Annotated in this window: 18 protein-coding genes; 6 read left to right on the forward strand and 12 right to left on the reverse strand. The window is 50.0% G+C overall.

The window, feature by feature from the left end; genetic code table 11:
• Position 1: 1 nt before the first annotated feature.
• Positions 2 to 733, reverse strand: a complete 732-nt coding sequence (locus A5320_RS08635) for a hypothetical protein (protein WP_068063523.1) — start codon at positions 731 to 733, stop codon at positions 2 to 4.
• Between the two features lie 196 nt (positions 734 to 929).
• Here A5320_RS08635 and wecC point away from each other — a divergent pair, with 196 nt between their 5' ends.
• A complete protein-coding gene (gene wecC, locus A5320_RS08640; protein WP_068063525.1) occupies positions 930 to 2,147 on the forward strand; it encodes a UDP-N-acetyl-D-mannosamine dehydrogenase in 1,218 nt (405 codons plus the stop codon).
• 43 nt (positions 2,148 to 2,190) lie between these two features.
• Here wecC and A5320_RS08645 read toward each other — a convergent pair whose 3' ends face one another.
• The 6 genes from A5320_RS08645 to A5320_RS08670 all read right to left on the reverse strand — a co-directional run bounded on the left by A5320_RS08645 (position 2,191) and on the right by A5320_RS08670 (position 8,570).
• Positions 2,191 to 3,450, reverse strand: coding sequence for a lipopolysaccharide biosynthesis protein (locus A5320_RS08645; protein ID WP_068063527.1), 1,260 nt, complete (start codon positions 3,448 to 3,450; stop codon positions 2,191 to 2,193).
• Complete coding sequence (locus A5320_RS08650) at positions 3,447 to 4,742, reverse strand: O-antigen ligase family protein (protein WP_068063529.1); 1,296 nt, start codon at positions 4,740 to 4,742, stop codon at positions 3,447 to 3,449. The genes A5320_RS08645 and A5320_RS08650 overlap by 4 nt, the downstream gene beginning before the upstream one ends.
• Complete coding sequence (locus A5320_RS08655) at positions 4,739 to 5,551, reverse strand: hypothetical protein (protein ID WP_068063530.1); 813 nt, start codon at positions 5,549 to 5,551, stop codon at positions 4,739 to 4,741. Before A5320_RS08655 ends, A5320_RS08650 begins: the two co-directional genes overlap by 4 nt.
• Positions 5,548 to 6,486, reverse strand: coding sequence for a glycosyltransferase (locus A5320_RS08660; RefSeq protein ID WP_231916685.1), 939 nt, complete (start codon positions 6,484 to 6,486; stop codon positions 5,548 to 5,550). The genes A5320_RS08655 and A5320_RS08660 overlap by 4 nt, the downstream gene beginning before the upstream one ends.
• A 234-nt stretch (positions 6,487 to 6,720) precedes the next feature.
• Positions 6,721 to 7,446 (reverse strand): WecB/TagA/CpsF family glycosyltransferase, encoded by a 726-nt coding sequence (locus A5320_RS08665; RefSeq protein ID WP_068063531.1) that lies wholly within the window; start codon positions 7,444 to 7,446, stop codon positions 6,721 to 6,723.
• A 62-nt stretch (positions 7,447 to 7,508) separates the two neighbouring features.
• The gene (locus A5320_RS08670; RefSeq protein ID WP_197490044.1) at positions 7,509 to 8,570 is read right to left on the reverse strand and encodes a glycosyltransferase family 4 protein; all 1,062 of its coding nucleotides are present in this window, start codon (positions 8,568 to 8,570) and stop codon (positions 7,509 to 7,511) included.
• Between the two features lie 255 nt (positions 8,571 to 8,825).
• On the opposite strand from A5320_RS08670, the gene wecA reads away from it, so the two are divergent.
• Genes wecA through A5320_RS08690 form a run of 4 tightly spaced genes read left to right on the forward strand, consistent with a single transcriptional unit; the run spans position 8,826 to position 13,429 of the window.
• Positions 8,826 to 9,905 (forward strand): UDP-N-acetylglucosamine--undecaprenyl-phosphate N-acetylglucosaminephosphotransferase, encoded by a 1,080-nt coding sequence (gene wecA / locus A5320_RS08675; protein WP_068063533.1) that lies wholly within the window; start codon positions 8,826 to 8,828, stop codon positions 9,903 to 9,905.
• On the forward strand, positions 9,886 to 11,202 hold the full coding sequence (locus tag A5320_RS08680) for a flippase (RefSeq protein ID WP_231916686.1): 1,317 nt from the start codon (positions 9,886 to 9,888) through the stop codon (positions 11,200 to 11,202). The genes wecA and A5320_RS08680 overlap by 20 nt, the downstream gene beginning before the upstream one ends.
• A 9-nt stretch (positions 11,203 to 11,211) precedes the next feature.
• Positions 11,212 to 12,270 (forward strand): nitroreductase family protein, encoded by a 1,059-nt coding sequence (locus A5320_RS08685; RefSeq protein ID WP_068063535.1) that lies wholly within the window; start codon positions 11,212 to 11,214, stop codon positions 12,268 to 12,270.
• Positions 12,263 to 13,429 (forward strand): polysaccharide pyruvyl transferase family protein, encoded by a 1,167-nt coding sequence (locus A5320_RS08690; RefSeq protein WP_068063536.1) that lies wholly within the window; start codon positions 12,263 to 12,265, stop codon positions 13,427 to 13,429. Before A5320_RS08685 ends, A5320_RS08690 begins: the two co-directional genes overlap by 8 nt.
• A gap of 474 nt (positions 13,430 to 13,903) precedes the next feature.
• Here the strand turns inward: A5320_RS08690 and A5320_RS08695 are convergent, their stop codons facing one another.
• The 3 genes from A5320_RS08695 to A5320_RS08710 form a co-directional block, all read right to left on the reverse strand.
• Positions 13,904 to 14,239 (reverse strand): hypothetical protein, encoded by a 336-nt coding sequence (locus A5320_RS08695; RefSeq protein WP_197490045.1) that lies wholly within the window; start codon positions 14,237 to 14,239, stop codon positions 13,904 to 13,906.
• 687 nt (positions 14,240 to 14,926) lie between these two features.
• Entirely contained in the window at positions 14,927 to 15,754 is an 828-nt protein-coding gene (locus tag A5320_RS08705) for an undecaprenyl-diphosphate phosphatase (RefSeq protein ID WP_068063539.1), read from the reverse strand.
• Positions 15,755 to 15,882: 128 nt separating this feature from the next.
• Positions 15,883 to 17,103 carry a M24 family metallopeptidase gene (locus tag A5320_RS08710; RefSeq protein WP_068063540.1) on the reverse strand — a complete coding sequence of 407 codons (1,221 nt, stop codon included), beginning with the start codon at positions 17,101 to 17,103 and terminating at the stop codon, positions 15,883 to 15,885.
• 165 nt (positions 17,104 to 17,268) lie between these two features.
• On the opposite strand from A5320_RS08710, the gene A5320_RS08715 reads away from it, so the two are divergent.
• A complete protein-coding gene (locus A5320_RS08715; RefSeq protein ID WP_068063541.1) occupies positions 17,269 to 18,186 on the forward strand; it encodes a LysR substrate-binding domain-containing protein in 918 nt (305 codons plus the stop codon).
• Between the two features lie 162 nt (positions 18,187 to 18,348).
• Here A5320_RS08715 and recD read toward each other — a convergent pair whose 3' ends face one another.
• Positions 18,349 to 20,499: an exodeoxyribonuclease V subunit alpha gene (recD, locus tag A5320_RS08720; RefSeq protein ID WP_068063544.1), complete on the reverse strand. Its 2,151-nt coding sequence runs from the start codon at positions 20,497 to 20,499 to the stop codon at positions 18,349 to 18,351.
• Positions 20,496 to 24,374 carry an exodeoxyribonuclease V subunit beta gene (gene recB / locus A5320_RS08725; protein WP_068063545.1) on the reverse strand — a complete coding sequence of 1,293 codons (3,879 nt, stop codon included), beginning with the start codon at positions 24,372 to 24,374 and terminating at the stop codon, positions 20,496 to 20,498. Before recB ends, recD begins: the two co-directional genes overlap by 4 nt.

Below are 24,374 nucleotides of genomic sequence, written 5' to 3' on the forward strand. Positions count from 1 at the left end.
GTTATGGGCGGTTTTTTGTTTCTGAGGTTTTGTACCAGTTCAGCCAGCCTTTGGTCATGGCATACACATAATAGCTACTCATCTCTGCCGTTAACTTGGCAAACAAATCATAATTCGACAAATTCACCGTCAGAAAACACACCGCACCGCAGTTCACCTGGCGGAATGTTGAACTGGGTGACGCAAATACTTTGGCATTAAATAAATACTGATCTGCCAACTTTTTCACCCGAAAGGCGTGATAGTCACTGCTGACAAACACCAGCGGATGTTGTCGATCTAACCGATCCGCCAACTGATAAAATTCGTGGTATGTGGTTGCACCACCATAAAAACAATCCAGCTCGACACCAGCCGGTATTTTTGGCCGCAGATAATCCAGATAGGGTTGGCAAAATAACGTTGTGATATGCACTGTCGGTTGATCAGTACGCGCTGAAATAATGCTGCTGAGTTGATCCAATCGGCTGCGGGCGCAATCCGGGATTGTCGTCGCTGTGCCGCCACAGCCCAGCACGACGTAATTGCCGCTAAAATCAGCAGCCACAGTATCGGTACTGATCACGCTGTTGTACCAGCTGCGAACCTGATTGGCAGCATAACCATTGCCAAAAGCATAAAACCACACGAACAACAGCAACAAACCGGTTTTGCGATAACGGAGTACGGCAAAGAGCAGCCCCCATAAAAAAATATTATGCGGGTACAAAAAGGGTTCAATTAAGTCTTTCACAGCAGACTCCATGACAACAAAGATACAAGCGCATCATGACAGTTTGCCGCAGCTACTGCCAGTAGCCGGGCGCACAGCATAAATATTTTTGCAGCAACCTATTCGCTAATGCTTATAAAACATTGAGCTGTGGTAAGATCTGGCGCAAAATCTGCGCACCAACCAGCGTGAAATAGCAAGCAATCGGAGTGAAGCTATGTTGAAGACAGTCTCAGTGATCGGTTTAGGTTATATCGGCTTACCCACAGCCGCCATGTTGGCATCACGCAAGCTGCGGGTCATCGGCGTCGATGTGAACCAGCACGCAGTCGATACCATTAATCAGGGTAAAATTCATATCGTTGAACCAGAGCTGGATTTACTGGTTCACGCTGCTGTGACCGGTGGTTATTTATCAGCGCAAACCAAAGCGGCCGCCGCTGACGCTTTTATGATTGCAGTACCAACGCCTTTTTTTGATGATCTATCCCCGGATCTTTCGTATGTAGAAGCCGCAGTTAAATCTATTGCACCTGTGCTAACGAAAGGCAATCTGATTGTACTGGAATCAACCAGCCCGGTTGGCACCACCGAACTGATGTGCAAATGGATCAAAGAAATCCGCCCGGATTTAACTTTACCAACAGATTCAAACACGCCGGATTTACATGTTGCTTATTGTCCAGAGCGCGTGCTGCCAGGCAAAGTGGTGCATGAACTGATTTCAAATGACCGGATCATCGGTGGTTTAACAGCCGCATGTTCAGAAATGGCCAAAGCACTGTACAGCACTTTTGTTGCCGGTGAATTGCTGGTGACTGATGCCCGTACCGCTGAAATGTCAAAACTGACTGAAAATGCGTTCCGCGACGTCAACATCGCTTTTGCCAACGAGCTGTCGCTGATTTGTGACAAGCTGAACATCAACGTCTGGGAATTGATCCGGATGGCAAACCGCCACCCGCGGGTCAATATCCTGACACCTGGTGCTGGTGTGGGTGGCCATTGTATCGCAGTTGACCCATGGTTTATCGTGCATTCAGCGCCGGAACAAGCCAAGCTTATTCGCACCTCGCGTGAAGTGAACGACTTCAAACCTGAGTGGGTATTACAGAAAATCCTGTCAACGGTTGCCAATCACAGCCTGAACAAACCATCTGTGGCTTGTTTTGGTCTGGCATTTAAACCGGATATCGACGATTTACGTGAAAGCCCGGCGTTACACATTGTGAATAAACTGGCCGCAGCTTATAACGGCAAAGTGCTGGCGGTTGAGCCAAACATTCACAGCACCAATAAACTGCATGCTAACGCTGAACTTGTTAGCATCGAGCAAGGTTTAGCAGCCGATATCATCGTGATCCTGGTGAAACACAAAGCGTTTAACGCTTGTGATTTTAAAGGCAAAACGCTGATTAATGTCGTTGGCGAGTAATAACTGTTTTGATTGAAAAAGCGCCGGTTTTTGGCGCTTTTTTTTATGGCTGTTGACCCGACTTTGCTTTTAACTGCCGATACGACCAGCCGCAAATCAGCTGCAATAACACCACGGCCGCCAAATTAGACAACACAAAAATCCAGGCAGCAGCTGCTGGATCCAGCTCGGAATTCAGCCAGATATAGGCCAACGAGCTTAATATCGCGACGACCGTCACATTTGCAGCGCGTAAATCGGTACGCCCCACCGCCGTAATCCAGACTTCAAAATAGGTTTTAAGCAGCGTCAGCCACAACGTAATCACCACCAACATTGTGACCAGTTCAGACTCCGGCGTCAGTTGTTCATTCAGCAGCCATGGATACAACCAGGGGTAAAACACAAGCAACAACACATAAGGCAATGATAATAGGGGAAAGGTTAGTAAAAAACTGCGCCGGAACAGCACAACCTTATCGGCGAGTAACGTTTTATGCGACAGCTTCGACAATAACACCTGCGAAAACACCACGGGCAACAGCGTCACCGGCATAAACAAAATAAAGGCTTTGCGGAACTGGCCAAGTGCGGTCAGGCTGCTGAAAATTGCCAGGAAGATAAATGGAATATTAGTCAGGTAAATGGCAAAAACGTCGTGCCAGGCGTAACTAAGCCGGGCGCGCCAAACCGATTTTTGCCATAAATCGCGCCAAAGTTTGCTCAGTTGCAAATTTTGTAACTGCAGCTCAGGCCAGATGGCGCGCACACCAACTGCCAGCGGAGCCAGACTTAACAGCAAAATACACCAAAGCACAGTGGCTGTTTCGTCGATAGTTTCGAACCACACGGCTACCACCAGCAATAACATCAGACAACCACCAAGCAACTGACTTTTCACTTCAATCGCAAACTGCTGTGCGCCTTTGAGATAACAAAACAGCGCCTGATGCAGCGCCCAGACCAGACCAATCGCCAGACTTAATAAATACAGCTGATAATCCAGCGCCTGTTGATCCCACACCGCATAACCCAGCAATAACAGACTGAATAATGTAAACATCAACAAGCTGATGGTGATACTGCTGACGAGGTCGCTGACTTGCCGGAACGTCGCCGCCTGATGAATTAAATAAAAATTCGCCCCAAAGGCAATGGCCGGAAAAAACAAATTCGCCAGCATATAAACAAAGCTGAACACGCCAAATTCAACTTCCAGAAAGTGCCGTGCCAGCGCCAGATTTAATAGCCAACGCGAGCCGAAGTTCAGACCTTGCGCCACGCTGTTGCTCATCATCTTACGGGCGAAATCACTGCGGATCATGATACTTGCTCCGGCGTCTGCTGCAGCCATAACAGATAAGCGCCATTGAGCATGCCCCATGGGATCCATAACATACCGGACGTCAGCACATGCCCTGCCATGCAGGCCACCAACAACAGCACCGCATTGACCGTCAGTACTCCAGCCATCATGCTGGCAGGATGTTTTTGGTAACTGCGATAACTTTGACTCAGTACAAAACCAAACCACAACACGAAAAATCCGAGGCCAAAACCGCCGTACCAAATGAACAAATCAACCGGATCCAGCTCCGCCAGCGGTTTTGAGGTATAAAGTTCCAGTCCGGTCACGCCGATGCCCGCCAGCAGATGCCAATGCTGAAAATAGGCTGCGGCAAGCTGCCAGTTTTGTACTGCATATTGGTCGCGCGACGATAAAATAACCCCAAGCAAACCCTGTTGCTGATAAACCCAAAGTAGTTTCTGCCCAATGCCCAGCGTCTCCAGAATCACTGGCAATTGCCACAGCAGCAATATTGCAAATAAGGTCAGCAGCAACGCCGACACAGCAATGGCACGACTATAGCGTTGCCAATATTGCTTGCTTTGCAACAACGGAATCAATACAGCCAACAATAACACGCCGCCAATACCAGTTTTGGTCAACATTGAACTGGCGCAAAACAGACTTAATCCCAGCACCAGTGCGAATTTCAACTTCGCTTGTGGCCAGTAACTGGCAAACAAATAACCTGACAGCACCAACAGCAAGGCCGACAATTCATTGGTGGCTTTGAAAAAACCTTTGGTGCCTAAATTCTGATCCGGCAAATAATCGTTTGGCAAATAGGCTTCAAAGCCATAACCGAGTCGCCCCAGCAGCAGGTTCAACAATAAAATACCAAAACTGAACACCATGATTTGATGCAGGGCATGTCTGGCCTGAATAGGATCACGTTGCACCAGATTATAAAAGTAGAGTGCAGCCAATAACGGTGACATTATTTTCAGCAACATCCCGGCATCATAACTAAAGCCGGCACTGTTGCCCGATTGCAGCAAACTGTAAAACGGCCCCAGCAGCATCAATAGCAATAACAGCAGCGGCAGGATCAACCCACGCACCTGATGCCATAACAAGGCGCCAGTGATCAGCAGCAATAATAAACTTTTATAGGCCGCAGACATCGGCACACTTTGCCCAAACAGCTGCAACAAAACGCCATTGCCGGCATCAACCAGCAAGTACCATTTGGCCATGAATAAAATCAATAAATCCAGCACCGCAGCAGTGTTGTAGGGCTTAGTGGTGGTCAGATATTGGCTGATCATCGACGGGCAAAAACCAGTGCCAATAACATGGCCAGCAAGGCTGCAAGTAGTGCTCCAACCAATGCACTAAACAGTAGCGGTCTGGATTTGGCCGCTTGCACTTGCAGCGGCAACAGCGGATGCAGTACTTGCTGCGCTCCTTGTTGCCATAAATGCATGTCGGCGAGTACCGGGTCCAGCCGACGGCTTAGTTCGGTACGTTCACCAATGGAATTAAGTGTTGCCAGCGCACTTTGTAACGCGTCCCGCTGTTGCGTCAGCTGCTGTAATCGTTGCTGCTGATACTGCAAAGTGGCGCTTTGTACTAAAGCGTTCAGTAACAGACCGGCATTTTTGGCATCCGCATGACGCCACTGCACACTGAGTACATTACCACGACGTTTGTGTTCAAATTGAAATCCACTGCGCCAGCTTTGTGTTTGCGCCTTGGCTTTTTCAGGATCATTGACCGCGCAAAAATCAGTGACTGGCTGACATAACAACGGTGTTGACCACAGTTGTTGCCACACTTGCGGATGCTGCAGCAGCAAACTAAAACGCGACAATTCATCAATTTCCAGCGCGCCCAGCATCAACTGGGTATTGGCAGGCAAGCTGGTGTAAACAGTTGCAAGCTCCTGCACTCTGGCATCGGCGAGGGTGAAACTGGCTTTAGCAATACCGGTTTTTGGCAGATATTTCAGCGCCACCACAGTACCTAAAGCCCCTGCCAGCGCAAATACGCCAATCCACAATTTAAATTGCCACAGCGCCTGTAACAACAGATTTGCCAGATCCCGTTCCTGACTCAGCATTGAAGATTGATTCATTTGTGTCCGAACAGTCCCTTTATCCACAACTTAAGGCCTTTGTTTAAAATCTCTTTTCGAAGCTTAATCGCCCACTGCATTTTATATTTGAAATAATAACGGACTTTAATTTCCACCAATCCATAACGAACCGATGACAATAATTCGGTAAATGACATTGGCAGCTGTTGCATGGTGCGCCGGTAAAAGGCCTGATTATGCAAATTGCGTTCGTTCATCAACCCCTGATGTTTATCGACAAATTGCGCTTGTGCGTCCAGACGTTTGGGCGAATGGGTGATACGGCCTAATTCATGACCAACATGCACCACATAAGTTGCGTCAGATAACCGCAGCGCCGGGCCATAAGCCGCGACCATCCGCAACCACATATCGTAATCCTGAAAAGCGGCCAGCGTTTCGTCAAATCCACCTTGTGCCAACATCCGGCTTTTACGCACTAAGGCCTGATTTGATAAGCAATGCACATCCAGTAATTCTGGTAAGCGAACAATTTTTTCTTCCGGGTAAAGTTGCTTTCGAATCGTGCCGTAGTCCCAGAAATAACTGGAACAAACACAGGAATATTGATCGTCATAGGCATTCATCAAGCTTGATAGCCGATTGGGCAAAAACTCATCGTCATCATCAAGGCCGGTAACAAAGTCGCCGGCAGCGGCTTTAATCGCCAGATTTCGCGCAGCACAGGCGCCCTGACCCTTTTCCTGACGGAACAAGCGGATTTTTGGGTTGTCGCCATACAATTGATTCAGCACTTCCCAGGTATCATCTTTCGAGCAATCGTCGACGATCAGCAGCTCGTAATGGGGGTAATCCTGTGCCAATACCGAGGCTATCGCCCGCTGCACCATCTGGCTGCGGTTGTAGGTGGGCATATACACGCTAATAAGTGGTGGCGAAACCACGGTCGCACTGACTGAATGTTGATCTGACAAAGCTGTAGTCTCTTGAATAATTGTTATACCCGTCATCCTTGAAGATTCGGGGTTGTTGCCTTCGTTCGATCGCTGAAGCGTCAGTCCGACCCAGTCACATAGAACAGCTATGCTCTGGGTCGGACTGGCGCTCCAGACTGCCTTACTTGTCGCGGTTCCACCGTGGCCATCCCGCATCTTCAATGATTTTCGGTATATATGAAAACCGATTTTAACAACACTGTACCTGGGGCACTATAACTTACCGCGCAGATACAACCATAAATATTCCACCAGGTTCCATTGGCGTTTGATTCTTGATGGTTGGTCGATTAGGCGATAAGCCCATTCCAAATTCAATTTGCACCAAAACTCCGGTGCTCTTTTTACATTGCCGGTAAACACATCATAAGTACCGCCAACCCCCATAAAATAGGCATGCGGCAGGCTTTGTTTGGCCAGGGCAATAAATTGCTCTTGCTTGGGTGATCCCATCGCGACGGTGACAATTTTGGCGCCACTTTGGACGACTTGTTCGATAAGCGCCGACGCATCTTTAAAATAGCCATCAACGGCACCGACGACCGGCACACCATTGGCTTCCAGTTTCTGTTTAGTTTGCGCCAACACTTCTGGTTTGGCACCAATTAAAAATACCGGTACATTTTTGCTGGCTGCCCGCGCCATAATCGCTTCCCAGGTTTCACAACCCGGTACCCGCTGCACCGCTTTTCCCAGTTTTTGCCGCATCACTTTCACCACACCCATGCCATCGGCATAACGCAGTTCGGCGTTGTTCAGCATTGTTTTGATTGCCGGATCCTGGCGTGCTTTCATCACTTTTTCCGGATTTATCGCGACAGCAGCACCGGCAAATACAGTGCCATCGTCATGCACTATAAAATTGACCAGTTGTTGCATACTTTCGAATGCCATCACTTCGACACCGCCGACGTTGACCACTTCCGGTTGAAAAGACATAGTTTATTCCTGTTACAAATGACGACCACGATTGAACGTAAAAGGCTCAACAGAGCTTGGTATTATTCAACATCCAATAATGATTGATATAGACGTTGCAACTGGCCAGCCACCTGGCTGACCAGGTATTGTTCGGCGTTTTGTCGGCCCGCCAGCTGCAACTGTTGGTAATCTGCGGCTGGCATGGTTAATAGCAGCTGAATTGAATTTAGCAGCTGTTGCTGCAATTCCGTTTCATCCTGCTGTGACAAAATATATCCGGTGACGCCATGATTGATTTGCGCCTGCGAGCCATCGGTGGCTGTTGCAATCACCGGAGTGTAGCAGGCCATCGCTTCGGTCATCACCAATCCAAAGGATTCATTGCGCGACAAGCTTAAAAAACAGCGGCTGTCTTGATAATAATACTGTAATTCTGCCGGGCTTTTTGGGCTGAATAATTGCAGCCCTGGATATTGCAAAGCGGCGGCAACAAGCTGCGGACGATAACTGCCCTGCCCAACCAGCGCAATTTTCAATGCCGGCGCAGCAGCGAACAGCGCCGGTAACAACGCTAATAGCCGGTCCATACCTTTGTTGTGATCCAGGCTGCCGACATACAACAGGTCGAATGTTTTTTCATCCCGGGATTTCAGCAGAGCCTTACCAAACACCGGGTGAATGCCGGCCGGTAACACGGTACTGGCAACCTGCTGATTAAAAAAGCGGGCTTTAAGCTGGGCGCTGGTAAAAATCCAATAATCGACCGCTTTGGCGGCGAACTTATATAACGCCGATTCCGGCTGATATAAATAGATATCACTGCCATGACAAGTGACGACGATTTTAACTTTGGGATTTCGTAACCAGCGATACGTTAACGCCAGCCAAATGGTGGGATAAAAATAATGAACATGAATTAAGTCAAAGGTGGAGCGACTCAGCACGAAGCGACCAAAAAACTGCAACCATAGCACCGGATATTTCAGCAAACGATTGACCAGCGAATCATTATGCCAACGCATATAAAAATAGGCTGGATTGAGATCTGCTAACGCATCAACCTGATTTTTGACAAACTGCCCCTGAAACGGCGCCGAAAGCTTTGGGCCCATGTTGGTTACAATCAGGATCTTCTTATTCATACCGGCATCAATTAGAGCGTAATTTGCTGATCATACTGCGGAAGCTCTGTCGACAACAACTGCCACTCATACAAATGTCAGTCGTTATACTGCGAATTATCGCGTGCTTGCACCGAACGGGCAAAATTCAGGCAATCCACGTCCGGCTTTCGTCACAGCCGGATAGTAAGTCCGGATAACTTCACCTATAATCGGCGTTACAGAGGTCTTCAGACCTGCAATAACAACAAAAATCAATTCTTTAGCGGACTTTCTATGCGCGAACACTTTGTGTTGTTTTCGACCACCTTCGTCCTCACCTTGCTTGCCATCTTTATTCTAATCCCACTGGCCCATAAAATTGGCCTGGTCGATAAGCCGCATGGCCGCAAACAACATGTCGGTTCTATTCCATTAATTGGTGGTATTTCAATTTTTAGTGGTGTGGCCGTGACCTTACTGATATTCGGCCTGCCACAAGACAACCACTGGTACTACTTACTTTGCGGTGGCAGCATCGTGCTGCTGGGCGTGTTTGATGATTTCCTCGATTTAAGTGTAAAACTACGGTTGTGCGCGCAACTGGTTATTGGCGCGGTGATGATTTACGGCCTGCAACTGTACCTTGCCAATCTTGGCGATTTAGTTGGCCTTGGCGATGTCAAACTCGGTTATATCGGTATTCCACTGACGCTGATTGCGGTGATTGCTGCTATTAACGCTTTTAATATGATCGACGGTATCGACGGCCTGGCCGGGATGCTGAGCGGCGTCAGCTTTGTCTCGCTGACGTTGATGATGGGCATTGGCGGTCAACTGGAACATGCGTTACTGCCAATGGTGCTGGTGTTTGCACTGATCCCCTACCTGCTGTTTAACCTGGATTTGATTGGCAAAGGGAAAGGCAAAATCTTTATGGGTGATGCTGGCAGTATGCTGATTGGCCTGTCAGTGATTTGGCTGCTGATCATTGGTAGTCAAAGCAGCACCGCCAGTTTCCGCCCCGTGACCGCACTGTGGGTGATCGCCGTGCCGCTGATGGATATGGTGGCGATTATGATCCGCCGCATGCGTAAAGGTCAGTCGCCTTTTATGGCCGACCGCGAGCACTTACATCATATTTTCCTGCGCCTGGGTTTAACTTCACGCCAGTCACTGGTGTTGATTACCAGCCTGGCCAGTATGCTGGCAACGATCGGCATTGTCGGCGAATACCTGATGGTGCCGGACCTGGTGATGCTATTGCTGTTTTTATTGATGTTCAGTCTTTATTCACTGTCACTGCAATATATCTGGCGTATCACTCGTTTCATAAAACGCTACAAAGCGAAAAATCGTGCTAAAAACCATTCATAAACTGCTGCAAGCGCGCGCCATCATTATGTTGATGGAGCGTTTTTTCCGCTTAGGTGCCGGTGCTATTGCAACCTTTATGGTGGCCCGGATGCTCGGTGCTGAAGCACTGGGTACCTATGGTGTAGTGATGGTTTGGGCAGCGTTTTTAGCACCACTCTCCAGCATGGGTCTTAATAATCTGGTGCAGAAAATGGCCAGTGCGCAGACAAGTCCGGAACAAGCCCGGGTCTACCTGCAAACTGCCTTATGGCTCAGGTTATTAGCTGGGCTCGTGTTTGGTTTGTTGATGATTCTAGGTTTTGCCCTGTTCTACCCGCATTATTTCAAAACCGGCCCCTGGCAAATTAGCAGCTTGTTTATCCTGCAAGCATTCAGTGCCATGATGCTCTGCGAATATGAACAAAATTATCGTGGTCATTTTCGCGCCGTAGCCTTGTCAAAAGTGGTTGTTTCCATTTTGACACTCAGCGCCCGGATCTTTGCTCTGCTGTACGGTGCCAGCATCGACATGCTGTTTCTGGTGGTCGGCATTGAATTATTCCTGACCGGTGCGGTGCAATATTACTGGTACCGCCGCTATGCGCCAAGCGAACCAGGTCTGCAATGGCGATGGTTAGAATGGTCGGCCGCCAAAGCGATGCTACAACGCTCGAGCTGGTTGTGGTTGTCGGCTATTGTGTCGGTGATTTACCTGAAAATCGATACCATTATGATTGAACAGATGATTGGTATTGCCGCGACCGGTCAATATACTGCGGTTGCGCGATTATCAGAGCTTTGGTACGTGATCCCGGTGACGTTGGCGGCTCGTTATTATCCAGATCTGCTCAAAGCCTATAACAACAACTGGGACAGTTATTTATTAATCCTGAAAAAACGTAGTATCCAGTTTTTTGCATTGGCGGTGGTGATTGCCATCGCCATGACGCTGACCGCCAAGTGGATCATGTTGCTGGCCTACGGTGAGAAGTTTGTGGAATCGGCCACCGTACTGCAAATCCACGTTTGGGCCGGTTGTTTTATTTTTGTGCGGGCGCTGATTAGCCAGCATCTGATCATTACCGGCAATGAACCCTTAAGTTTATTAAGCCACGGTGTAGGTGCCATTTTGAATGTGCTGCTGAATATGTGGCTTATTCCAATTTACGGCATCGAAGGTGCCGCCTGGGCGACGCTGATTTCCTATGCTTATGCCTCGTTTTTCTTTTTATTGTTTGCCAAAAGTACCAGGCAGCATTTGTGGCAGCTTTGCAAAGTCAAAGCCAAGCCCAAAGTGCCTGCAGTGACTCCGGAGTAAGAATTTGTGATGAAGAAGCTAATACATCGTTTGTACGCCCGACTGGATTTGATGTTGCTGCCGCTGGCTGCTCGTAACCGTAAATTCGCCGGCGTGTATTACGCATTTTTCAACCCGCATTTTCGCCGCGAAATGCATGCCACCGCCGCCGGTCGCCAGCACTACCGTTTACACGAAGAAAGCTCGACCATCGCCACGGTGATTATCCGCCGCAATATCCACCGGCTGGAAAAAGGTTTAAGTATGGTGCCGCGTAAAAGCTTGTTTGCGCTGGACTATATCGACGAAACCTTAACCGCCCTTGGTAACTTGTTGCAGGACGACAAGCCTGATCTGATCCTGCTGAAATACGCCCACGATGTGTTGGAAAGTTATTTTGCTGTGACCCAGTGGCCGGAAACAGCCAGCCAACCTGGGTTATATCAGCAATTAAGCCTGCAGATTAAACCGAAATTGGCTGCTCAGCTGGCAACGAGTTGCCAGCAACAGCGGTTAGCCGCACCAGCGCCATACCAGACCCGTCCACGGGCAGCCATTTCTTATGACGAATTTTTAGTCCTTTGTCAGCAGCGTTGTTCGGTGCGGACTTTCTTGCCAAAACCGGTGCCTAAAGAAGTACTGGCGCAAGCGGTCGCTGCTGCCAGCCAGGCGCCGAGTGCCTGTAACCGCCAGCCATTTCGATATGTGGCAGCGATGGAGCAACCCGTGCTGAACAAGCTGGCGAATTTGCCAATGGGCACCGCTGGTTATGCTGATGGTTTACCTTGTGTGCTGGCAGTGGTTGGTGATTTAAGTGCCTATCCGTTTGAACGCGACCGCCATGTGATTTACATTGATGCCAGCCTTGCCAATATGCAATTGATGCTGGCTTTGGAAACTTTAGGCTTGGCTTCGTGCTCTATTAACTGGCCGGACATTGAAAACTACGAAATTAAAATTGCCAAGTTGCTGAAACTGCAGCCTTTTGAACGAGTGGTAATGCTCATCGCGGTCGGATATCCGGACCCGGATGCGCTAATTCCACATTCTGAAAAGAAATCTCCTGATGGATTACTCAGTTATGTCTGATGCAAAAACATTAAAAATTGAAGTCAAAGGCGTGCAATTTCGTAATAAAGGCGCTTATCTGATGCTGCTGGGTTGCTTGCAGGGTTTACAGCAATTAGGCCGGCCATTTGAGCTGGTGTTATCGCCTGGCCCAAACCTGCCCTATCGCGAACGCGCGCAGCTTGGCGCCTGGCAAAAATTGTCGTTCCGGCGTAAAAGCATCGATTTAACGCCGTGGTTTGGCAAGTTGCCAGCGGCTATCCGCAATACCTTTGCCCGTTATGGCATTGTGACCGAGCGTGATGTGGATGTGATTTTAGAAGCCTCTGGTTTTGCCTATGGCGATCAGTGGCCACTGCAATTTTTGCAAAATACCGCCCGTGAAGTGAAACGCTTTGGTGAAGCTGGCAAGCCTTTTATCTTTATGCCACAAGCCTTTGGACCATTTCAGTCGGCAGAAAGCAAAGCAGCAATGCGCGATATCATTACTCATGCCCGACTGGTGTTTGTGCGCGACCCGGTGTCGTTAGAGCATGTGAAATCCTGTATTGATGTGCTGCCGGACTCAGTGGTGTTAACTCCAGATTTTACCGTGGGCCTCAAAGGCAATACAGCTGCGGAGCTGCCTGCCATCGATGGCCCGTTTGCTGCGCTGATCCCCAACAATAAAGTCATCTCAAAATTTAACCACGCTAATGCCGAAGCCCAGCGCACCCGCTATGTGGAAGCTTTTGCCGCAGCGGCTAATCAGCTGACTGAGCTTGGTATGCAAGTGGTGTTGGTGAATCACGAAGGCAAAGAAGATGATTTGCTCTGCAAAGAGATCGCCCTGCTGGCGCCATGCCAAATCATTGCTATTGAAGATCCACTCGCAGTAAAAGCCTTTATTGGTAAAGCCGAACTAGCGGTCAGCTCACGTTTTCACGGCGCTATTAATGCGCTAAGCCAGGGTGTGCCTTGTATCGCCACCAGCTGGAGCCACAAATATCACGCGATGATGACCGACTTTGGCATGGCTGATTATTGTATCGAGCAGTTATCCGCTTTAACCTTGACACAGAAAATCTCTGAGCTGATGGCGAATAAAGCACAAATTCAACCGGTACTGGCCGAAAACTCAGCTGCGCTGAAAGCGAAAAATCAGCTGATGTGGCAGAAGCTTTGGGCTGAACTGAAGTAGTTTTGCTTGTTTTATGCGTGAATTGGGCTTTGTCTGGTTCATTGAATTGCATGAAGGAAGTCGGCGACTTATGTTAGCCGACTTTTTTATTTTATGGCAAGCGATGTTGGTAAGCTTTTGATTCACTGAACCAAATACGGGTTTTGTGAATTCTCCGGATATTGAAACCGTAGGTCGGATAAGCAAAGCGCCATCCGACATTCCGCCGTTAAACATGTAATGCAATCCGCTCCGAAACTGCCTTTCGCACGATGATCACCAAAATGAACCAACCACAGGCAACTACGCCGTTCGCCCGTTCACGCCTCCGGCGCTCACTGTTGAATGCTCACTCTGTAGTTCCCGATGTTTGGTTCTTGTTGCGGCGCTATAACGCAGACTGGACGGACTGGAGGATTTGATTGAATAACAGACATCAAGACCTGTCGCCACAAAGCCCAAACATCATGTTTCCGGAACGAAGTTAAGCAACTTTTATAAAACGTTTACGAGTTGAACCATTTTTTTGATTTTTATCAAATCAAGTTCCCCGACCAGCTCAGGATTTGCCAAAGCGTAAATATAGTCTTCGATTTCTTCATAATTAAGATCGTCCCGGCATTCGATGAAATTGGCCCACATTTCGAGATCATCAGCCGAAATTTCATTTACCAGAAACTTATTGAGCACGAGTGTTAAGTCCAATTTACTGACTTCGAGCAATTCAACATCGCTGTCGAACGGAAAACTCGCCAGTGCCACGTATGCAAGATCTCTATTTTCTCCAAATCTGACTATTTGCCTAAGGGCTTCAGTTCGGCTTATATGCATACTTCAAGACGCCTCGCATATATGCTCAAAATTTCGAGCAGCGCAAAGGAGACTCTGGCGACCAAACAAATAAGCAACAGGCAATCAATGGCTCCCACATTTTTTGTTCAACGAAACGCGATACAAAATAATATTCCATTGAAAATAATTGCACCGACGAATGCCCACTTTAATCGTTCGTCAAAGCTCAGTTGTTTTGACATGCACTGTTCATGGTAGTGATTCATTGCGCTTCGTCCTTTGAACACTAAAAGAACAACCATTACAGACCATACCCACACAGTTAATGCAATTGCGGCAAACATGTTCGGTATAAACATCAATATTTTAAGCAGCTTACTCACCAACATCGACTCCCTTTTGAATTCCCAAACGCGAGAACTTGAGTATTTTTATACAGCTAAGAACTCGTAAGTTGCTGCCGTCTTTCAAGAAAGTGAATATCTCAAACTAGCCGCTTGTGGAACCAACTTCAACAATATGAAAAATTAAGTTTTTATTCAAGGGACAAGAAGGCAGGTTTTAAGCCCGCAAGAATCGGAAAAATAGTGCATTGTTGATAGCCCGCGAATTTCAATTCAACAAAAAAATAAAAAAACCCGGCATCAAGCCAAGTTCTTTAAATCCAACAAATCAACCTTTGCCGGCAAGCATCTACAGCTTTCAGGCAAAACCCAAAGCAACCAATCAGAAAGCCGCAGTCGCCCAATCGATCCAGCCCAGCTGCCAGCTCAGGAGGATAAATCCGCCAAAGGCGATGCGGTACCAGGCGAACACTTCGTAGCTGTGCTTGCTGACAAACTTCACTAAGGTGCGCACTGCAAGCCAGGCTGCAAAAAATGCGGTGATAAAGCCGACCGCAAACATCGGGATATCTTCTGAACCCAGCAAATCGCGGTGTTTAAATAAGTCGTAAAAAGTGGCGGCGAACATGGTGGGTACGGCGAGGAAAAACGAAAACTCGGCGGCGACTTTGCGATCCAGCCCAATAAACAAACCGCCGATGATAGTGGCGCCGGAACGGGAAGTACCAGGGATCATCGAGACGACCTGGGCAAAACCGATTTTTAAGGCGTCTTTCCAGCTGATGTCATCGACATCCACTACCCGCACCTGATGGGCGCGGCGTTCGGCCCATAAAATCACCAAACCACCCAGCACCAGCATCACGGCGACGGTAATTGGGTTAAATAAATATTGTTTAATCAAAGAGATAAACATCAAACCGATCACCGCAGCAGGTAGAAATGCGATAAACAGGTTCAGTATAAATTTTTGCGCTTTGCTGTCGCTGAACATGCCGGTGGCGACACTGGTGAAGCGCTGCCGGTATTCAACCACGATGGCTAAAATGGCGCCAAACTGGATGGCAATTTCAAAGACCCGGCCGTCATTTTGGAATCCGATTAAATCGGCGACGACGATCAAGTGTCCGGTACTGGACACCGGTAAGAACTCTGTTAAGCCTTCGACTATACCCAAAATAAAGGCCTGAATTAACAACCACCAATCCATGTTTGCTCCGTTCGCTGACAGGTAAGGCGGCTATTATCAAGGCTTTTGCCAAACAGGCAAGTAAATTGTCGATGACAACACCGGCGTTGCCGTGGAAAAGCCATCAGGCAACGCCAGTCTCGAGCTCGTTAAACTTTATTGAGACCAAAAGGATCGTCGACGCTGTACGCAGGTTCGGTAAACCAACGCGGGCCTTGTTCGGTCATGTAAAAATGATCTTCCAGGCGCACGCCAAATTCGCCTTCTAAGCAAATCATCGGTTCATTGCTAAAACACATGCCGGGCAATAACGGCTGGGTATTGCCGCGCACCAGATAAGGCCATTCGTGAATATCAAGACCGATACCATGACCGGTGCGGTGTGGCAGGCCAGGCAAGTCGTAATCTTTGCTTAAACCACCAGCAGCTAATACCGCGCGGGCTGCGGTATCGACTTCACCACAAGCAACACCAATTTGCGCTTTGGCGAAAGCCGCTGCCTGAGCTGCTTTTTCCAGTTGCCAGATTTCACGCTGGCGCGCTGATGGTTCGCCAAACACATAGGTGCGGGTGATGTCGGAAATATAATCATGCAGTTTACAGCCGGTGTCGATCAGCACGGTATCGCCGTTTTTCAGCACTTGTGGCTCTTTCACGCCATGCGGAAATGCCGTGGCCGGTCCAAATAGTACGATGACAAAAAACGAACCAGGCGCGCCGACTTTGCGGTGCGCTTCAGCAATAAATGCCTCTACTTCACGAGTGCTGATGCCTTCATATAACATACTGGCGGTGGCGCGATGTACTGCGAGTGTCATATCCATCGCCTGTTGCATCAACGCCAGTTCTGCCGCGGATTTTTGCTGGCGACAACCAGCGGTCACTGCTTTGGCGCTGGTCCAGCGCTGCGCTGGTGCGGCCTGACGCAGGCCATCAACAATAAAAAATGCGGTACTTTCATCAAGACCGACCGCCGCATCAGGTGCAATTCCAAGCTGCTGCAACACTTTGGCCACCAGCTGATACGGGCTTTCATCTTCCTGCCAGCCGTGTAACTGCCCTTCGATCACCCAGTAATCCCGCAAGGTGCCAAGCTCAAACACCGGCGCAATGTAATGCAGCTCGCCGCTTGCGGTTAAAATAGCGCCGACCAGTCTTTCACTGGCGTACCAAGCGGTGCCGGTGAAATACTTTAAATTGGTGCCGGCATTTAAATACACCGCCGCCAATTGCTGACTTTGCATCAGCGCACAGGCTTTGTTAATTCGCGCCTGATATTCATCCCGGCCAATCGGCGTTGCGCCGCCGGTCATATTGTGCAAACTGGCTAACGCCGTCTCTTTACTGGTTCCACCCACGCCTAAGGTCATACTTTGCTCCGGGATTATTTTTTTCGAGGATGCATTCAGTATCACCATGCAGGCTTATGAATAAAAATGATATGAATTCAGCCTGGTATGAATTAGATTCACGCTGTAGCTGCAAATGAACGAACAGCAAACCAACGAACAGTAAAAAAACTAAAGGCACAGACTATGTTTCCGTCGCGTTTACCGCCCCTTAAAGCATTACAAGCATTTGAAGCCACCGCCCGCTTAAAAAGTTTCAGTAAAGCTGCCGACGAACTTTGTGTCAGTCAAAGTGCCATCAGCCATCAAATCAGAAGCTTAGAAGATTTTATCGGTTGTAGTTTGTTGCTGCGACAAGCCAAACCACTGCAGCTGACCGAAGCTGGCGCCACTTTATATACGGTGGTTGGTGACTGTTTTTTCCGGCTACATTCGGTCAGTCACCATCTGACCAAAAGCAAAAGCCAGCCGCTTAGGATTGTCGCGCAAACTTCAATCGCGGTGGAATGGCTGGCGCCACGCTTGCCGCTGTTTCAGCAACAGTATCCGGACATCGCCACTTTACTCCATATGGAATCGAGCGCCGACAGCCTGCAACCGGCGCAAGCTGATGTGATCATCGGCACCTGGCCAACACCTGAAGGTTTTGTCGCCAAACGCCTACGCACTGAATGGTGGTTTCCGGTCTGTGCGCCAGCACAATTTAAAAAACTCGATTTAACCAAGCCAGAGTCGGTGTTTGAGTTTCCGCTGTATAGCTCGGAGCAAGGCGAAGACTGGCAACTGTGGCGGCAACAACTGCAATTACGCGAGCCCGCCAATAGCCAGATGTTTCAGGTGAGTTTAGCGCTGCTCGCTACCAAAGCGGTCAGTTCTGGCAGCGGCTTGGCACTCAGTAACAGTTTTATCGCCGGTGACGCCATTCGGCAGGGTTTATTGCACGCCATTACCGACTGGCGATATTTGCTGCCCTGGGGCCAGTATCAAATCCATTTTCGTCAGGACAGTTTGCAACGTCAGGCGATTGGTGTATTCACCGATTGGCTGGAACAACAGGCGGCCAGCTCGTTATTGCCGGAGCTGGCGCTGTTATCAAAGGCTTGACACTGTTGATCTCGGCTTAATATACCCAAAATCATTGAAGATTCGGGTAGGCGACGAGTAAGCGAGACCCCAGGAGCATAGCTGTCTATGTGACGGGTCGGACTGACGCTTCAGCGAGAGAGCGAAGGCAACAACCCCGAACCTTCAAGGATGACGGGTATATCAAGACGACAAGCGCAAGCCGCCACTACGTTCGGTACGCTGAAGCACTGCTTGTTGCAGCACATTGCCATCGGCACATAATAAACTGAATTGCCGGGCAGCCCGGGTGATGCCGGTGTAAATCAGCTCACGGTTTAACAAACTGCTGCCCTGCTCCGGTAATACCAACACCACATGACCAAATTCCGATCCTTGGGATTTATGCACTGTCATCGCATAGACGGTTTCTACTTGCGGCAAGCGGCTTGGCAGCAGCCAGCGCACCGGCGTTTTCGCATCGGCCGAGACAAACACCACCCGTAGCTGTGGCTCGCCAGCTGCCGTTTCTGCGCGTGGCAGGCAAATGCCCACATCGCCATTCATCAGCCCGGTGCTGTAGTCATTTTGCACCACCATCACCGGCCGCCCCGGGTACCAGCCTTCGGTGCGCGGGATCAATTGCTGCCTCGCCAAAATAGCGGCGATCCGTAAATTTAGCTGCTCAACACCAAACTTACCTTGCCGCACCGCCGCCAGCACCTGAAAACTTGCGAATTTTTGCAGCACCGCCAGCGCCCAGCGATCAAAATCAGCGGCGGTCGCCGTTGCCGCCGGTGGATTTTTAACCAAGGCTAAATAACCTGCAAATCCCTCGGCCAGCGCTTGATCTGGTGAACCGTGTTGCACTAAAAAGCTAAAATCAGCGCTTTCCGGGCTGAATTGTAACCAGCGCAAGTCCGCAGGCGGTTGCTGTAAAATTTTAAGCGCTGTTACATCGTCACCAAGATTGACTGCAGTCGCCAGCTGCCCAATGCCACTGTCGGCGCCAAAACGATGACTGGTGCGCAGCATCACCAGTTGTTGCTCCAGCAATTGTGGCGCTGCGCTGATAAATTGAGCCGGCAGCTGTTGGCCGGTTAGCTGCGCCAACCAGTCGGCAGTGTGCTGGCTGTAACCGCCCTGCTGCGCGTCACGGCACAGTTCCGCCATCACCGCGCCTGCTTCTACTGAAGCTAGTTGGTCTTTATCACCCAGTAAAATTAACCGCGCTGAGGTAGGCAGTGCTTGAAGCATGGCCGCAAACATCGTCACATCGACCATCGAAGCTTCATCGACCACCAGCACATCCAGCGGCAATGGAAAATCACGATGATAACGAAATTGCGCCCGATCCGGGCCGCTGCCCAATAACCGGTGCAGCGTTTGTGCTTCAGTGGGAATACTGATGGTGACCGCGGGGTCCCAGCCCAGATCTGGTGTGAGTTTTTGTAGCGCCTGCGTTACCGACAAACTAAGCCGCGCTGCTGCTTTGCCGGTTGGCGCGGCTAAGCGGATGGTGAGTGGCCGGGAGACCTGATGCAAAGCGTTTTGCACTTGCTGCAACAACAATAGTAACTTCACCACAGTCGTAGTTTTACCGGTGCCGGGGCCGCCGGTAATCACCGCAAATCTGCTGCTGACCGCCATCGCGCAAGCGAGTTGCTGCCAATCGGTGTGCGGCTGTGCAGATTTGCCAGCTGCCGGAAACAGCTGGGCCAGCCAGTTTTGCACCTGGCTCGCCGGGAATTGTTGCCGCATTTGCTGCGTCAGCTGGCTGCTTTGTTGAATAAAATCAGCGATATGTTGTTCATACTGCCAATAACGGCGCAGATATAACCGTTCGCCGCTGAGCACAAAAGGTGTGGTTAACGGCAGTTTTGCCGATTCGTTACTCGCTGCGGCGTGGATAGCTGTGCTGGAACTAGCTGCACCGTTGCAGACTTCAACCCAAGGATGCCCCTGACTGAATAACTCCAGCACTTTTGGCAATTGTTGCTTGCGGACAAAAGCATGTAGTTCAGCACTACCGGCTTTGGCAAACTGACTGGCACTTTGTAAGCAATCGGGCTTTAAAAAGGCCTGGGTCAAATCGAGACAAAGATGGCCTTGTGCCAATTGGCTGCTGCCAAGGGCCAGCCATAACCAAAATTCGTCCGGCATTTCATTCGTTGCAACCGCTGTTGGCTGCGCTGACGCTTGATTTTGTAACGAAGTGCTTTGTAACATTGTGCTCTGTAACATCTGCACCAACACCACATCCAGCGGCCGCAATAAACCAAGCTGCTGCCAGCGTTGTAGTTTCGGCCTGAGGGTTGCTGTTTCTGTAATAGGATATGTCGCTACACTCGTCATTCGACCTCCGCCAGCGGTTTGATTTTACAACCAGCAAATAACGCATCCAGCGCCAGCACTAGCTGTGGCGGAATTTCCAGTTGCAGCATACCCTGCGTTGCTTGGTCTGCGGTTGCTGCAACCGATGCTGCTGCCGTTGCTTCAAGCGGACAACCGCGCACAAACCAATACCAGGCACTGCCCAGATGTTGGCTGATATCATAATCCGGTAAACGGCTGCGTAATAACCGGTGTAAAGCCAGCGCGTATAAAGCGGCTTGTAAATCGTAACGTTTTTCCAGCATGATCAGTCGCATATTATCGGCGCTATATTGGCCACTTTCGATAAAGTTACTTTTATAATCAAGCACATGATAACGACCATCTTGCGCAAAGGTTAAATCGATAAACCCCTTCAGCATACCGTTGACGGTGCGTGGTTGTAAGGCTGGGCGTGGCTCGGCTGGCCATAACCATTGCTGCAACAAGGCATCAATAGCGCGGGTTGGCACCTCACTGGCGGCAAACCAGAATTCCAGTTCGGCTTTATACAACGTCAGACTGCTCAACGACGTTGGCTTGTCGCTGCAAAGCCACTGACTTTGCAGCAGCACCAACAACCATTGGTACAAAGGTTCGATCGCTTGTTCGGCCGTGTCGAAGCTGGTGAGATCGGTGGCGTCGCTCACCAATAACCGCCGTTGCCAGCGATTTGTTCCAGGCTCCAGCCACAACCAATGTTGTTGCTGGCAATGCTGTAGCAAGTACTTTTGCAGCAGCAATGGATCAGCCAACACCGTAGTAAAACCCTGTTCCGCCGCCCATTCTAGCGTGTCATGTAAAAAGGTACCGGCTTTAGCGCCACGCAGATACAGCTGGCTGAAATCTGTTGCGTCAGTTCGGCTCGGCAAAGTGGTAGCGACGACTGCAATGCTGGCAACATCAGTCATCTGCTGGCTACCAGGCTCCGCCTGTAGCGTTTTCTCAGCTTTAAGCTCCTGATAGAGCTCGGCATTTTTAACTAAATCAACGCCAGACCACTCCCCGCCCGGCGCCAGCGGCTGAGTTGCCGAGGTTTTGGATTCACCGGCGCCTTCAGCCAAAGCGCTGTAGCTGGCCGCCCACCATTGATACCGTGGGCGCTGTGGCATGATTGCATAGCTACGTAACGGCGGCTGAATTTCGAACTGGGGATCCGGCACAGTTGCCAAGTTTGGCGATTCTGGAAGCTGCCAGGGCCGGATCAAAAGTGCAGCATGTGGATCCGGCTGTTGCAATAACGCCAATCGTGCCGCCAGTCCGGTAGGTTCCAACAAACCGCTGTCACTTAATAAATAACCAATGGCGGAACGTTCTTTTAGTGCTGCCAAACCCAGGTAGCAATAATGCCGCGAGCGGGTTAACGCCACATATAATTTGCGCAAATCTTCGCCGAGTTGCTCGAATTCAGCTTGCGCAAAAATCTGTTCATCCTGTTGATAACAAAGCTGTAATTGCTGTTGTTCGTCGTGATAACGATACGGCAACTGCTTTGGATCCAGCGATCGAGCCGCCGTGATAAATGGCAAAAACACCAGCGGATATTCCAGCCCTTTCGATTTGTGAATGGTCACCACCCGTACCAGCGCTTCGTCACTTTCCAGCCGTAGTTTTAGCTGATCGGCATCCAGTTGCTGCTCGCCGGCTAAATGCTCTTTAAAATAACGTAACAGCGCCAGCTCACCTTCTAAGGTGCGGCTAACTTGCTGTAATAACTCGGCTAAATGCAGTAAATCGGTCAGTTGCCGCTCGCCATCGGCTTGCGCTGCAAAAGTCTGTACCAGTTGGAATTCCAGCAATAACTGCCGCACCAACGGCAGTACCCCTTGCTGTTGCCATAGCTGCGAAAAATGGCTAAAACGGGCTAACCAGTGTTCGAAAAACCACTCGTCCTGCTGTAACCGGGCAAGTTCAGCATAGCTCCAGCCCAGGCTTTGACTGGCCAGCGCCGAACGCACTTTTTGTTCATGCAAAGGATCGGCGCAGGCTTCCAGCCATAACAATAAATCGTGGGCGATGGCGGTGGTAAACACCGAACCGCGATCGGATAAATACACCGAACGCACGCCAACCCGCGCCAGCGCGCTGCGGATCGCCGATGCTTCCTGCTGATTATTCACCAGCACTGCAATATCGGCCGGTTGCAACGGGCTAAAACTACTGCTGCCATCTGCGGCGGTTTTGCAAAAACCGGTTTGCTGCAACTGCCCTTCCTGCAACAACTGGCTGATTTGTCCGGCGCAGTGCCTGGCCATGGCGTCAAAATAAGCGGCTTTGCTGAGCACTTTGTCAGAGCTGTCGAGATACACCAAATCCAGCGCCGGTAGCGGTTCGCCGTTTTGCACCAATTGCTCGTCGCGGCCTTTGGCTTTGACGGGCTCAAACTGCACCAGATTTTGTTGCTGGCGAAATAAAAAGGCGCCACAGCCGCTGTCACGCTGCTCGGCCTTTAAGAACAATAAATTCACCGTTTCGACCATCGCGCTGGTGGAACGAAAATTGGTATCCAGCGAATAATGCCGTGGCGCTGTCGCTTGTTTTGCCTGCAAATAGGTATAAATATCGGCGCCACGAAAGGCGTAAATCGCTTGTTTGGGGTCGCCAATCAGCAATAAACCACAATCGGTACGTGGCGTCGCCAGCGGGTAAATCTGTTGGAAAATGCCGTATTGTGTTGGGTCGGTGTCCTGAAATTCGTCAATCAATGCCAGCGGAAATTGCGCGCGAATTCGTTCGGCCAAAGCCGCGCCCCGTTCACTTTTAAGCGCCTGATGCAGCCGGTCCAGCATGTCATCAAAGCCAAAACAACCCAGCTGGCGCTGGGTATTTTCAAAACGCTGCTGACACCAGGCCAGGGCGTGCTGACGTAAATCTTCAGTGCAATCCGGTAGTTGCTGCAGCGCTTCGACTAAAGCAGCCATCGCGGCAAAAGCCGGATGCTGCAAGGGTTCACCTTTACAGGCATCAGCGATACCTTCCGGTGTTAACCGGCTGCTGCCGCTACCAATATCCAGCGAATCTGCCGCCGGATCATTGGCGAACTTTAAAATGCCATCCAGCCACTTTTGCACATAATCGGCACGCATTTTGGTGCCGTTCAGCCTTTTTTCACTGCGCGCTTGTTCAATCAGTACCGCGAGCTCCGGCACCCAGGCTGGCCATGGTTTTTTGAGGGCAATAAGCTGTTGTTGCCTCAGCTGTTGTTCGGTACTGATTAACACCTTGGGCTCATTGCTGACCGGCAACGGCTGCTCCCGCCACACCGCGTATAGCGCTTTTTGCAGCGAAGCCGGGTTTTGGAAACTGCGTTGCCAGCGTAATAACGCTTCGGTGGATAGCGGATATACAAAACAGCGCCAATAATCTTCGACCACCTGAGTCATCAGCTCGGATTGGTCGGTACTGAGTTCTTCTTCAAAGCGACTGCCGCTATCAAAGGCATGTTCGGACAACATCCGGTTGCACCAGCCGTGGATGGTAGAAATCGCCGCTTCATCCATCCACTGCGCCGCCAGCTCCAGTTGCATGGCGCAATGTGGCCACTGCCCTGGCGGGTAAGATGCCGCCAACTGTTGCAGCACCGGATCGGCGTCCGGCAGCTCGCCGCGAAAATAGCGCGCCGCGCCATTCAGTCGCTGGCGGATCCGCTCGGTTAATTCGCCGGTGGCGGCTTCGGTGAAAGTCACCACTAAAATTTCTGGTGGTAACAATGGCCGCTGCTCGCCATGTCCGCCGCTATGACCAAGCACGGCTCGCAAATACAAAGCGGCAATGGTGTAAGTTTTACCGGTACCGGCACTCGCTTCAATCAGCGCATTGCCGACCAGCGGTAATTTTAGTAAATCTAGTTTTTGCAT

The sequence above is a fragment of the Rheinheimera sp. SA_1 genome (assembly GCF_001669775.1).
Taxonomy (GTDB): domain Bacteria; phylum Pseudomonadota; class Gammaproteobacteria; order Enterobacterales; family Alteromonadaceae; genus Pararheinheimera.

Coding starts and splice junctions, on each gene's coding strand:
- wecC (WP_068063525.1), top strand. CDS start 930: ATGTTGAAGACAGTCTCAGTGATCGGTTTAGGTTATATCGGCTTACCC.
- A5320_RS08645 (WP_068063527.1), bottom strand. CDS start 3,450: ATGATCCGCAGTGATTTCGCCCGTAAGATGATGAGCAACAGCGTGGCG.
- A5320_RS08650 (WP_068063529.1), bottom strand. CDS start 4,742: ATGATCAGCCAATATCTGACCACCACTAAGCCCTACAACACTGCTGCG.
- A5320_RS08655 (WP_068063530.1), bottom strand. CDS start 5,551: ATGAATCAATCTTCAATGCTGAGTCAGGAACGGGATCTGGCAAATCTG.
- A5320_RS08665 (WP_068063531.1), bottom strand. CDS start 7,446: ATGTCTTTTCAACCGGAAGTGGTCAACGTCGGCGGTGTCGAAGTGATG.
- A5320_RS08670 (WP_197490044.1), bottom strand. CDS start 8,570: ATGAATAAGAAGATCCTGATTGTAACCAACATGGGCCCAAAGCTTTCG.
- wecA (WP_068063533.1), top strand. CDS start 8,826: ATGCGCGAACACTTTGTGTTGTTTTCGACCACCTTCGTCCTCACCTTG.
- A5320_RS08685 (WP_068063535.1), top strand. CDS start 11,212: ATGAAGAAGCTAATACATCGTTTGTACGCCCGACTGGATTTGATGTTG.
- A5320_RS08690 (WP_068063536.1), top strand. CDS start 12,263: ATGTCTGATGCAAAAACATTAAAAATTGAAGTCAAAGGCGTGCAATTT.
- A5320_RS08695 (WP_197490045.1), bottom strand. CDS start 14,239: ATGCATATAAGCCGAACTGAAGCCCTTAGGCAAATAGTCAGATTTGGA.
- A5320_RS08705 (WP_068063539.1), bottom strand. CDS start 15,754: ATGGATTGGTGGTTGTTAATTCAGGCCTTTATTTTGGGTATAGTCGAA.
- A5320_RS08710 (WP_068063540.1), bottom strand. CDS start 17,103: ATGACCTTAGGCGTGGGTGGAACCAGTAAAGAGACGGCGTTAGCCAGT.
- A5320_RS08715 (WP_068063541.1), top strand. CDS start 17,269: ATGTTTCCGTCGCGTTTACCGCCCCTTAAAGCATTACAAGCATTTGAA.
- recD (WP_068063544.1), bottom strand. CDS start 20,499: ATGACGAGTGTAGCGACATATCCTATTACAGAAACAGCAACCCTCAGG.
- recB (WP_068063545.1), bottom strand. CDS start 24,374: ATGCAAAAACTAGATTTACTAAAATTACCGCTGGTCGGCAATGCGCTG.